Source organism: Methylorubrum thiocyanatum (genome assembly GCA_014138645.1).
Lineage (GTDB): Bacteria > Pseudomonadota > Alphaproteobacteria > Rhizobiales > Beijerinckiaceae > Methylobacterium > Methylobacterium thiocyanatum.
In genome coordinates this window covers 252,390-263,014 of sequence record JACJIB010000008.1, presented here as the reverse complement: position 1 = coordinate 263,014, position 10,625 = coordinate 252,390, and the positions used below count along the sequence as shown (strand labels likewise).

The following is a 10,625-nucleotide window of genomic DNA, read 5'->3' as shown; positions in this document are numbered from 1 at the left end:
GATAGGCCGGGAGTGCAAGCGCGGCAACGCGTTGAGCTGACCGGTACTAATCGCCCGACAGGCTTGATCGCTCTCATGATCCGTGTCCGGATCAACAGAAACACCATCACGATCCAAGACCACCGACACCCAACAGGCTGTCGGTCACCGCTTGCCGAACGACACCCAAACTTGTGCTGCGCCGGCCTGGTGGCCTGAGCGGTGTGCCCAGGACCCGATCCCATCTCGAACTCGGCCGTCAAACACACCAGCGCCCATGGTACTGTGTCTCAAGACACGGGAGAGTCGGTCGCCGCCAGGCCTGCCCAGCACAAGACATCCCACATTCCCTCACACACACGATCAGCGCTTCGGCGCGGGGTGGAGCAGCCCGGTAGCTCGTCAGGCTCATAACCTGAAGGTCGCTGGTTCAAATCCAGCCCCCGCAACCAACTCACACCATCCCAACACACCACGCGCGATCGCCAGCGTACACGCCGCCCGCCGACCGAAAGGTCCGCGGGCTTTTTTGCGTTCGCAATGCAAGAGTACGGTTTTCGGGACGGGCGCCGCATCGATGGCGGGAGTGAGCAGGCGCGGCCAGCAGGGGAGGGGGCGCCGGCCGTTTCAAGGCCGGCACATTCGCCTGGGGCCGCCGGAGATTCGAGTCTCCGGCGGGAGCTCCGCTTACGGGAAGACGTGGCCGCCGACGATCCGTAGCCCGACTTCGCGGCCGGCGGCGAGGCGCGCGGTATCGGCGGCTTCGACCACCACCACCTTGGCGCCGGGGCGATCGACTTCGATCCGCTGACGGCCCTGCGTCCGGTATGAGGAGCGAACCGTCCCGCTGAGATGCGCCTCACTCGCCTCGGCGAACTGAAGCTGCCAGGGTCGCGCATAGAGCTTGACGGGTCCGACCAGGCCATCCGGGGCCGTGAGCGGCGTCGGCCGGCCGTTGACGAGAACCTGGCCGTTCTGCGCGATCGCTTCGACTTCGATCGTGTCGCCCAGAAACTTCAACACCGTCGGCGAGACCGGGCGCTCCTGCACCTCGTCCGGCGTGCCGACTTGCTCCAGCCGCCCGCGGTCGAGCACCGCCACGCGGTCGGAGAGTTCGAGCGCTTCGTCCTGATCGTGGGTGACGAAGATCGTGGTCTGGCCGGTGCGGTCGTGGATCTCGCGCAGCCAGCGGCGCAGGTCTTTTCGCACCTGCGCGTCGAGCGCGCCGAAGGGTTCGTCGAGCAGCAGGACGCGGGGCTCCACCGCGAGGGCGCGGGCCAGCGCGATCCGCTGGCGCTGGCCGCCGGAGAGCTGGCTCGGATAGCGGTCGGCGAATCCGGAGAGCTTGATGAGATCGAGCAGGTTGCCGACGCGGCGCTTGATCTCGGCCTTGTCCGGCCGCTCCGAGCGCTTCCGGGCGTTGAGACCGTAGGCGATGTTCTGCGCCACGGTCATGTGCTTGAACAGGGCGTAGTGCTGGAACACGAAGCCGACCGCGCGCCGCTGCACCGGCACCTGCGTGGCGTCGTCGCCGCCGAAGATGATCCGCCCGCGGTCGGGGAAGTCGAGCCCGGCGATGATGCGCAGCAGCGTGGTCTTGCCCGACCCCGAGGGGCCGAGCAACGCCAGCAATTCGCCTGCGCGCACGTCGAGGGTGAAATCGTGCAGCACCGCTGCCGTCTCGAAGGTCTTCGAGACGTCCTCGATGCGGATCGCCGTCGCCGTTCCGACGGAATCAGTGGCGGCGTGCCCCCGCCGCGATGTCGTCGGCGTAGCGCCATTCGAGGACGGATTTGACGGCAAGGGTGACAAGAGCGAGCCCGGCAAGGAGAGAGGCGACGGCGAACGCGGCAACGAAGTTGTACTCATTGTAGAGGATCTCCACGTGCAGCGGCAGCGTATTGGTAAGCCCGCGGATATGGCCGGAGACGACCGAAACCGCGCCGAACTCGCCCATCGCGCGGGCGTTGCAGAGCAGGACGCTGTAGAGCAGGCCCCAGCGGATATTGGGTAACGTCACCGTCCGGAAGGCGTGCCATCCGGAGGCGCCGAGGGTGAGCGCCGCCTCTTCCTCGGCCGTGCCCTGCTCCTGCATCAGCGGGATGAGCTGGCGCGCGACGAAGGGAAAGGTGACGAAGATCGTCGCGAGCACGATGCCGGGCACCGCGAAGATGATCTGGATGTCGTGCTCGACGAGGAACGGGCCGAACAGGCCGCGCGAGCCGAAGACCAGCACGTAGATCAGGCCCGACACCACCGGCGAGACCGAGAACGGCAGGTCGATCAGGGTGACGAGCAGGTTCTTGCCCCGGAATTCGAATTTCGCGATGGCCCAGGAGGCCGCGACGCCGAAGACGAGATTGAACGGCACGGCGATCGCCGCGACGATGAGGGTCAGCCGGATCGCGGCCTGGGCGTCGGGCTCGGCGAAGGCGGCGAAATACGCGCCCCAGCCCTTGGCGAGCGCCTGGGCGAACACCGTGAGCAGCGGCAGGACGAGGAAGAGGCCGAGGAAGGTCAGCGCGACCGCGATCAGCAGCCAGCGCACGACCCGCCGTTCGGTGACGACGCTGGCGGGCGGGCGCAGCGTCTCGTCCCGCGGCCCCGTGATTGGGCCCTGTGCCAGCGCCTCAGACATAGCCGAATCTCCGCCGGCTCCAGGCCTGGATCAGGTTGATCGCGAGCAGGGTCACGAAGGAAATCGCCAGCATGATCACGGCGATGGCGCTCGCGCCCGCATAGTCGAATTCCGAGAGCTTGATGACGATGAGCAGCGGCGCGATCTCGGAGACGTAGGGCAGGTTGCCGGCGATGAAGATGATCGAGCCGTACTCGCCGACGCCGCGGGCGAAGGCGAGGGCGAAGCCCGTCAGCACCGCCGGGATCAGCGGCGGCAGCACCACCCGCGTGAGGGTGGTGATCCGCGAAGCGCCGAGGATGGCGGAGGCTTCCTCCACCTCCTTGTCGATCTCGGCGATCAGCGGCTGCACCGTTCGCACGGCGAACGGCAGGCCGATGAACACCATGGCGATGAAGATGCCGACCGGCGTGTAGGCCGCCTCGATGCCGATCCGGGAAAGCTGCGCCCCGACGAGCCCGTTGGGCGCGTAGAGCGAGGCGAGCGCGATGCCCGCCACCGCCGTCGGCAGAGCGAAGGGGAGATCGACCACGGCGTCGGCGAACTTGCGTCCGGGAAAGTCGTAGCGGGTCAGAACCCAGGCGACGATGCCGCCGAAGATCGAGGCCGTGAGCGCGGCGAGCAGCGACACGCCGAAGCTCACGCGCAGCGCACTGGCCACGCGCGGGTCGGTCGCCACCTCCCAGATTCCCGAGAGGCCGAGACCGGACGCCTTGACCACGAGGGCGGCGAGCGGCAGCAGCACGATCAGGCCGAGGCAGGTCAGCGTGTAGCCGAAGGTGATCCCGAAGCCGGGAAGCACGCTTCGCTGGCGGAACCGCCGCCGGGGTTTCACGGGCTCGGCCATGCGGTCAGCGCCCGGCCCGGCTCAGCTGGTCGAACAGGCCGCCATTGTCGAAGTTGGCCTTCTGGATGTCGTCCCAGGAGCCTTGAAGATCCTCGATCTTGAACAGCTTGATCTCGGGCAGCTGCGCCAGATCCTCGGGCTTGGCCGCCTCGCGCTTGATCGGGCGATAGTGGTGCTTGGCGAAGATCGCCTGCGCCTTGTCGCTGTAGAGGAACTGCAGATAGGCCTCGGCCTGCTTGCGCGTGCCCCTCTTGTCGACGTTGGCGTCGACGAGGGCGACGGGCGGCTCGGCGTAGATCGAGGTCGGCGGCACGACGATGTCGAACTTGTCCTTGCCGAACTCCTCCAGCACGAGGAAGGCCTCGTTCTCCCAGGTCGGCAGCACGTCGCCGAGGCCGCGCTGGGCGAAGGTCACGGTCGAGCCGCGGGCGCCGGTGTCGAGCACCGGCACGTTCTTGTAGAGCGAGCCGACGAAGGCGTTGGCCTTCTCCTTGTCCCGGCCGTCCTTTTCGTAGGCATAGCCCCAGGCGGCGAGGAAGTTCCAGCGCCCGCCGGCCGAGGTCTTCGGGTTCGGGGTGATGACCTTCACGTCGGGCTTGGCCAAGTCGTCCCAGTCCTTGACGCCCTTCGGGTTGCCCTTGCGGACGAGGAACACGACGGTCGAGGTGTAGGGCAGGCCCTCGTTCGGAAGCTTCGTGCGCCAATCTGCCGGGATCTTCTTCGAAAGCCTGGCGATGGCGTCGATGTCGGAAGGGATGCCCAGCGTCACGACATCCGCGGGAATGCCGTCGATGACCGTGCGAGCCTGCGCGCCCGAACCGCCATGGGAGGCGCGCACGGTGACGGTCTCGCCTGTCTTGGCCTTCCACTCTTCGGAGAAGGCCGCGTTGATCTCGCGGTAGAGCTCGCGCGTCGGGTCGTAGGAGACGTTGAGGATTTCGGTCTGCGCCCGGGCGCTGCCGGCGGAGACGAGGCAGGCCGCCATGGCGAGGCCGAGAAGGGCCGCGCGCCGATGCGGTGCCGCGCCAAGCTTGATCGGTTGTCCGTCGAACACGTCGTCTCGCCTCCACGTCGCGAGCTTTCACTCGCCCATGACGAGGAAGTGTTCTTTTTAAAGAACGATGTCAAGCTGAACCGCACGTCCCAGAAGCAATTCGAAGTCCTGCAGCCGGCAATGACGCGGTCGAATTGCAACAATATTCTCTCCATTTGGGCGTAGATGGAACATCGATCCCTTCGCGCGGTGTTCTACAGAAAGAACGTTTTTCGGGTGGACGGGGATCCGCGCGTCAGACCGAGGCCCATTCGACGGCCAGCCACACGGTGCGGGCGACGATGACCCACCATGCCACCGTGACGGCGAGCGCGCCGAGCAGGCCGAGGGGAGCGAAGCAGCCGCGGATCGGGCCGAGGAGGGATTCGAGGGCGCTCTTCATCAAGGGATTTCTTCTCATTTCGCAATCAACTCGGTCTCGATGAGGAGGACCGGAGTGCCGTTCGGGACGCGATGGCGTGCCACCGCGAAACATTCGGCGCCGTGTCGGGCGGATCTGACCGGGTGATGGCAAGTGACGCACCACGGTTGCGATTGGGCTGGGCTTTCTACCGGGCATTCCGCCGCGAGACGGCCGCACCGGGCTTCGGATTTGCAGTGACGGGGGTGAGCGTCCCGATTTCGGACGATCCGATCTGCCTGCGAGAAAGCTTTTGGAAATGCCGTTGCCGAACCGCGCCACCAACGCCGCGAACCGCGATGCGCACCCGATCCTGTTCGGCCTGCTCGCCGATGGGTCCGGTGAGGCACGGTTCACGCAGAGCGGTGGTACGCCGCTCGACCCCGCCCGCGCTTCCCTGGACGCGCCGCACTTCTCGCCGTCCCGCGATTGGTACGGCCGCTGGGACGTGCGGCCCCTACACGGCACTCTGATGCAGGACGCCAAGCGGATGGACGGCAGCGTGTGCCCGGACGACATCGTGGTTCTGCGGCCGCGGCGACCCGCCCGACGCGCCTGAGTCAGGGCGCGCTATGCCCTGCGCCCCACATCGCTTAAGCTCTTCGAATGGACGATCACGAGCTACGCGAGTCGCGGGCGGCCCTCATTCTGATGGCCGTGGCGGTGCTCGCCGTTCTGCTGTTCGGAGCGGTGACGCTGATCGCGCAGGCGGCGGGCTGAGCCGTCGGTCGCGCTCTTTCACCGGCACGCCCGAGCAGAGCCGCGGGCTTGCTCTCAATCCGAGAGTGCGCGGAGCTGTCGGTCGAGGGCCTCCAGGGCGCGGGCCTGATCCGGCTCCGGCTCGGGGCCGCTGACATAGGCGAGCGTGACCCGGGCGATGCGTAGCGCGGTCGCGAGATCGCGACCTTCGCGCTGAGCCTGCTCGATCACGGCGGCGACATCCGCCATGACCTGGGCGTTTCCCTCGTATCCCCGCATCATCTCCGGGTCATCGATGTCCGGGCCGCGATCCGCGCGGCATCGCTTTGTCTAACATTTCCGGCCCGTTGATGAAACGCGGGGCCCGCCGGCCCCTGTGCACCGATCTCGCCCGCGGTCATAATCCCGCAGGCGAAGCGGGAGCACCGGAGCATGGACGGGGAGCGGTCAGCCGGCCACGCGGTGTTCGACGTCGCCGAGGCCGTGCGTCGCTTGCCCGAGACGGCGGCGACCCTGGTGGCCGACCACCGCTTCACCGAGGACGAGACTGCGAGCGCCCGCGTCTTCCGGGTCTACCGGCCGACACCGCCGCACTACCACACGACCTGCGACGAGTATCTCTACGCCCTGTCCGGCCGCTGCCGGATGCAGTTGGGCGACGCGCCGCCGGTCGAGATCGGGCCGGGCACGCTCGTGGTGTTCAAGCGTGGCGTGGTGCATTCGGTGCCCGAGATCCTGGAGGAGCCGGTGGTGTTCCTCTCCGTCGACACCCCCCGGCGCGGGCCGCGCGACATCCAGTTCGTGGAGGCCGGCACCGGTACGCCGGACAGCTTCATGCGGCAGCGTGATTGAGGCTCACAGCACGTCGCTTCCCGCGGGTGCGGGGCGCGGCGCGCCCGCCGCCTCGGCGGCGCCCTGGAACAGGCGCTCGCTCGTCAGCTTCAGGAAGTAGAAGCCGAATTCCGGGTTCTGATAGTAGAGCTGCTTGACCTCGGAATAGGACAGGCAGCGCGCGGTGCCGGCTTCCACGCAGGCGAGCGAGCCGGTGCGCCGGTTGCCGGGCGAGAGCATGCCGAGTTCGCCGACGATCTGGCCCGGCTGAACGTCGAGCCCGTGCTCGGCGATGCGGAAGCGCCCGCTCTCGATCAGGTACATCTCGTGGGCCGGGTCCCCCTTCAGGAACAGCACCTCGCCGGCTCGGAAGCGCCGGGAGGTGCCGAAGGATTTCAGCCAGTCGAGGGAGAGGTCGCCGGAGGCCGCCCGCTGGGTCTCGCGCACGAGGCGGACCATTTCGTAGAGCCGCCACGCGTTGAAGGGGATCTGGATCGCTTCCGTCAGCATCACCGGCACGCTGCCGATGAGGTAGCCGTAGGTGATGACGGCGCAACTCGCGCAGAGGGCCACGATTCGCAGCGGGATCATCGTCCCCATCGCCGACGAGGCGACGGTGAGCGCCGTCCCGAGATAGCCGATCGCCTCCACCCAATTCATCGCCGTATCCCCCGCTCGCGGCCGGTCCTTGCTCCGGCGGGCGTTGTGCGCCCTTGTCGCATCGGCCGTTCGCCCATCCGGGCAGGGGATGCAAGTGCGGGAGCGCTCAGAGGCTCGGGGGCCGTGCCGTCGGGCTGAGCGTGTCGGCGACATGCTCGGCCGCGCGAAGTCCCTCCTCGTAGGCGCCGCCGGCGGTGCCCCACTGCGCGCGGGAATTGGCCTCGCCCGCGAACCAGATCCGCTCGCCGACCGGCTCCTGAAGCGTCGCCCGCGCCGCCGCGTGTCCCGGCGGGACCACCGCCCAAGAGCCCCGCGACCACGGATCGTGCCGCCACGCGGTCACCGCCGGGATCGCGAGATCGGCCAGCGCCCCGCGGCCGAAATGCTCGGCCAGCACCGCGCGGGCGAAGCGCCGCGCGCCGTCGGGGCCGGCTCCGGCGGAATCGAGGGCGCGGGCGACGGCGGCATCGAGTTCGAAGTAGTGGAACGGCGTGTCGTCGATCCGGGTCAGCATCCCCGGCGGCTTGTGGCGTCCGCCGACCACACTCGCGAGCCGGTCGCGGCCCCGGAACGGTGCCGAGGGCCAGTGCAGGACGACGTGCTCGTAGATGCCCGGCAGAAAGCCGTCGATCGCCGCTCGGGTCGGCTCCGGCAGAGGGGGATCGAAGCGGAACGCCGCCTGCAGCACGGGGACCGGCACGGTGACGATGGCCGCCCGCGCCGCCAAGACTCCGCTGTGGAAGACCCCGCTGTCGAAGACCCCGCCGTCGGCGAGTCGAGCGCGCACGCCCGACCCGGACCAGTCGAGGGCCGTCACGGCGCATCCGAGCCGGATCGGCAGTTCCCGCGCCAGCCGCGCCAGATAGGCACCGTAGCCGCCCGCGATGAAGTAGTTGTCGCCGTATTCCAGGCTCGGCCAGTCGTGCAGCGACACCTCGTCGAGCGGCCGGCCCGAGACCAATCCGTGGACGAGGGCGACGCGCTCACCCCAGGGCCCGAGATGGCGGGGCAGGGCGCGGGCAGCCGGTCCGTCCTGCGTCCGGGAGGCGGCGTGCGTGATCGCCCGATCGGCGATGTCGAAGGCGCGGGAGAAGGCGGCGTCCTCGTCCGCCCGCCCCGGCCGGCGCCCGACCCAGAGATGCTGCTCCTGCGCCGCCCGCCGCAGCGGCTCGCCGCGTCTCCGGCCGAGGGCGACGAGGGGATTGATCGGCCCGGCATGGAGCCAGTGCGCGCCGAGGTCGACCGCGTGGCCGCGCAGCCGCGTCGTCACCGCCCGTCCGCCGACCCGGTCGCGCGCCTCCAGCACCGCCACAGACAGGCCGCGCTCGATCAGCCGCCGGGCCGCGGCGATCCCGGCGGCGCCCGCGCCGATCACGATCACGTCGGGCGAGCCGGGGAGGTCGACCGTGCGCGGCGCGACGGTCGGGCGAAAGCGGGCGTGCTCGGGGGACGGGAGCATGGTCTCGGCGCGGATTCGGGAAGGCGGCCCTCATCTCGTCCGCAAGGCCGGCCGCGGCAAGCGTCCGCGCCCGATTCCCGCCGGTCAGCGGGCCGGCGCGGCGCCGTTCGGATCGAGCACCTCGACGGTGCCGGATCGGTCCCCGCCCGGCCGCGGGCTTCCGGTGAGGGTGTAGATGCGGCCCTTATAGGTCACCGCGCCGAAGCCGTGCCGCGCGGTGGGGAGCCGCGCCAGCGCGCGCCAGAGATTGGCCGGCAGGTCGAAGGCCTCGACCTCGTCGTAGGTCCTGCGGTTCGATTCGCCGCCGATCACGAAGACCTCGCGGCCGAGCACGGCGGAAGCGGTGCCGCTGCGCGCGGTCGGCAGGGGCGCGGCCTCGCTCCAGGCGTCCTTCGCCGGATCGTAGACCTGATTGGCCGTGAGGTTCTTGCCGGAATCACCGTCGATCCGGCCACCGCTGGCGACGATGCGGCCCCCCACGGTCTGCACCGCGAGGTGGTCGCGGGGCGTCGGCAGGTCGGCGGCCTTGCCCCAGGAATCGCGCGCCGGATCGTAGACCTCGTGGGAGCGTACGTTGCCGCGTCCCGATCGGCTGCCGCCGACCACGTGGATCCGGCCGTCGAGGAGCGTCGCCCCGCCCGCGGCCCGCGGGGTCGGCATCGGCGCCCTCGGCTCCCAGGTCTCGGTCTTCGGATCGTAGGCCCAGACCTTGTCGCTGGCCTCCCAGCCGTTGACGTAGCCGCCGAAGACGTAGAGGCGCCCGCCCGTCTCCGCGGCCATGGTGTGGTGGACCGGATAGGGAAAGGCCGCGCCCTTGCTCCACGTATCAGCGGCGAGATCGTAGATCAGGAGGTCGGTCGCGCCGTTGTAGTCGCCGATGACGTAGGCCTTGCCGTCGAGGGCCGCCACCGCAACCTCTGAGCGCTCCGCGGGGGCCGAACTGGCGCCGGCCCAGGCTCCGACCTCGTGGGCGGCGCTGGGCACCGCGGCCATCAGGGGACCGGCGAGGATGAGACGGGCGAGGGCTGAGCGGATCATGGGCGGATCTCCGGCGGTATCGTCCGGGCAACGCGTCAACCGCCCGCAGGAGCCGCGCCGCGTTGGGCTTTCCCCGAAAGCGGGACTTGCGCGGCCCGCGCGGAGCGGCGAGAACCCGCCCTGGGCGGGTGCAGATCATCGAGGGAATCGAAGGGCACGATGCTCATCAAGGCCGCTGCCGCTGCCCTGCGGCAGGTATTCTCCCCCGCCCTGCGCGGCATCCTCTTCAAGTCGCTGGCGCTCACGATCGGGCTGCTGGCGGTCGTGTGGTTCGGGCTGACGCGCCTGATCCAGGCCTTCCAGTCGAGCCACCACATCTCGGCCGACTACCCGTTCCTCGATACCCTGGCCTTCTTCCTGGCCGGTGCCGGGCTTTTCGTGGCGCTGGCCTACATCATGCCCGCGGTGTCGATCCTCGTGGCCGGCTTCTTCCTCGACGACGTCGCCGAGGTCGTGGAGCGCAGCGACTATCCCAAGGATGCGCCGGGGCGCGCCCTGCCGTGGGGACAGGCGCTCGGTTCGGCAGTCCGCTTCGCCGGCCTCGCCCTGCTGGTGAACCTCGTCGCGCTGATCCTCGTCTTCGTGCCGGGGGTGAACCTCTTCGCCTTCTTCGGCGCCAACGCCTATCTGCTCGGACGCGAGTATTTCGAACTCGCTGCCGGTCGGTTCCGGCCTCTGCCGGAGGCACGGGCGATGCGCGAGCAGTCCGGGTTCACGGTGATCGCCGCCGGCTGCCTGCTCGCCGGCCTGATGATCGTGCCGATCGTCAACCTCGTGACGCCGCTCTTCGGCGTGGCGATGATGGTCCACCTGCACAAGGGACTCGAGCGCAGGATGCTTCCCCGTCCCGCCGGAACGGACGCGCGTCTGCCGAACTGACCCTGAGGTTCGAGCGCATCATGTCCGCGGCACTGTCGCGGACAGGTCCGAGACGGACAGCGACCGGGCGTTCCGCGCGGCGCGCCGGCACCCCCGAACACCATCCCTGACAACAACCATGTCTCGGGTCGCGGCGGAATC

At 69.3% G+C, this 10,625-nt stretch carries 12 protein-coding genes, 1 tRNA gene and 1 rRNA gene; 5 read left to right on the top strand and 9 right to left on the bottom strand.

Going from position 1 to position 10,625, the window contains the following annotated elements:
* Positions 1-185 precede the first annotated feature (185 nt).
* Positions 186-301: ribosomal RNA gene (rrf, locus tag HNR51_RS22015) — 5S ribosomal RNA — on the top strand.
* Between the two features lie 53 nt (positions 302-354).
* Positions 355-431, top strand: a tRNA-Met gene (locus tag HNR51_RS22010).
* A 235-nt stretch (positions 432-666) separates the two neighbouring features.
* On the opposite strand, the gene HNR51_RS22005 is transcribed toward HNR51_RS22010, so the two are convergent.
* From HNR51_RS22005 to HNR51_RS21985, 5 genes are all read right to left on the bottom strand, one after another.
* Positions 667-1,692, bottom strand: coding sequence for a sulfate/molybdate ABC transporter ATP-binding protein (locus tag HNR51_RS22005; RefSeq protein ID WP_182556367.1), 1,026 nt, complete (start codon positions 1,690-1,692; stop codon positions 667-669).
* A 22-nt stretch (positions 1,693-1,714) separates the two neighbouring features.
* Entirely contained in the window at positions 1,715-2,617 is a 903-nt protein-coding gene (gene cysW, locus HNR51_RS22000) for a sulfate ABC transporter permease subunit CysW (RefSeq protein ID WP_182556358.1), read from the bottom strand.
* Entirely contained in the window at positions 2,610-3,464 is an 855-nt protein-coding gene (gene cysT / locus HNR51_RS21995; RefSeq protein ID WP_012452491.1) for a sulfate ABC transporter permease subunit CysT, read from the bottom strand. Before cysT ends, cysW begins: the two co-directional genes overlap by 8 nt.
* Positions 3,465-3,468: 4 nt before the next feature.
* On the bottom strand, positions 3,469-4,518 hold the full coding sequence (locus HNR51_RS21990) for a sulfate ABC transporter substrate-binding protein (protein ID WP_182556357.1): 1,050 nt from the start codon (positions 4,516-4,518) through the stop codon (positions 3,469-3,471).
* Positions 4,519-4,753: 235 nt separating this feature from the next.
* The gene (locus HNR51_RS21985) at positions 4,754-4,900 is read right to left on the bottom strand and encodes a hypothetical protein (RefSeq protein ID WP_182556356.1); all 147 of its coding nucleotides are present in this window, start codon (positions 4,898-4,900) and stop codon (positions 4,754-4,756) included.
* 277 nt (positions 4,901-5,177) lie between these two features.
* Between HNR51_RS21985 and HNR51_RS21980 the strand changes: the two genes are divergently transcribed.
* Positions 5,178-5,477 carry a hypothetical protein gene (locus HNR51_RS21980; RefSeq protein ID WP_182556355.1) on the top strand — a complete coding sequence of 100 codons (300 nt, stop codon included), beginning with the start codon at positions 5,178-5,180 and terminating at the stop codon, positions 5,475-5,477.
* Between the two features lie 215 nt (positions 5,478-5,692).
* Here the strand turns inward: HNR51_RS21980 and HNR51_RS21975 are convergent, their stop codons facing one another.
* The gene (locus HNR51_RS21975; protein ID WP_239681607.1) at positions 5,693-5,899 is read right to left on the bottom strand and encodes a hypothetical protein; all 207 of its coding nucleotides are present in this window, start codon (positions 5,897-5,899) and stop codon (positions 5,693-5,695) included.
* Between the two features lie 150 nt (positions 5,900-6,049).
* Here HNR51_RS21975 and HNR51_RS21970 point away from each other — a divergent pair, with 150 nt between their 5' ends.
* The gene (locus HNR51_RS21970; RefSeq protein ID WP_012452485.1) at positions 6,050-6,469 is read left to right on the top strand and encodes a cupin domain-containing protein; all 420 of its coding nucleotides are present in this window, start codon (positions 6,050-6,052) and stop codon (positions 6,467-6,469) included.
* A 3-nt stretch (positions 6,470-6,472) separates the two neighbouring features.
* On the opposite strand, the gene HNR51_RS21965 is transcribed toward HNR51_RS21970, so the two are convergent.
* From HNR51_RS21965 to HNR51_RS21955, 3 genes are all read right to left on the bottom strand, one after another.
* Positions 6,473-7,108 carry a cyclic nucleotide-binding domain-containing protein gene (locus tag HNR51_RS21965; RefSeq protein WP_012452484.1) on the bottom strand — a complete coding sequence of 212 codons (636 nt, stop codon included), beginning with the start codon at positions 7,106-7,108 and terminating at the stop codon, positions 6,473-6,475.
* A 106-nt stretch (positions 7,109-7,214) separates the two neighbouring features.
* Positions 7,215-8,567 (bottom strand): flavin monoamine oxidase family protein, encoded by a 1,353-nt coding sequence (locus HNR51_RS21960; protein ID WP_182556354.1) that lies wholly within the window; start codon positions 8,565-8,567, stop codon positions 7,215-7,217.
* A gap of 84 nt (positions 8,568-8,651) precedes the next feature.
* Complete coding sequence (locus HNR51_RS21955; protein WP_182556353.1) at positions 8,652-9,605, bottom strand: Kelch repeat-containing protein; 954 nt, start codon at positions 9,603-9,605, stop codon at positions 8,652-8,654.
* 159 nt (positions 9,606-9,764) lie between these two features.
* On the opposite strand from HNR51_RS21955, the gene HNR51_RS21950 reads away from it, so the two are divergent.
* Positions 9,765-10,484: a sulfate transporter family protein gene (locus tag HNR51_RS21950; RefSeq protein WP_012452481.1), complete on the top strand. Its 720-nt coding sequence runs from the start codon at positions 9,765-9,767 to the stop codon at positions 10,482-10,484.
* The last annotated feature ends 141 nt before the right edge of the window (positions 10,485-10,625 follow it).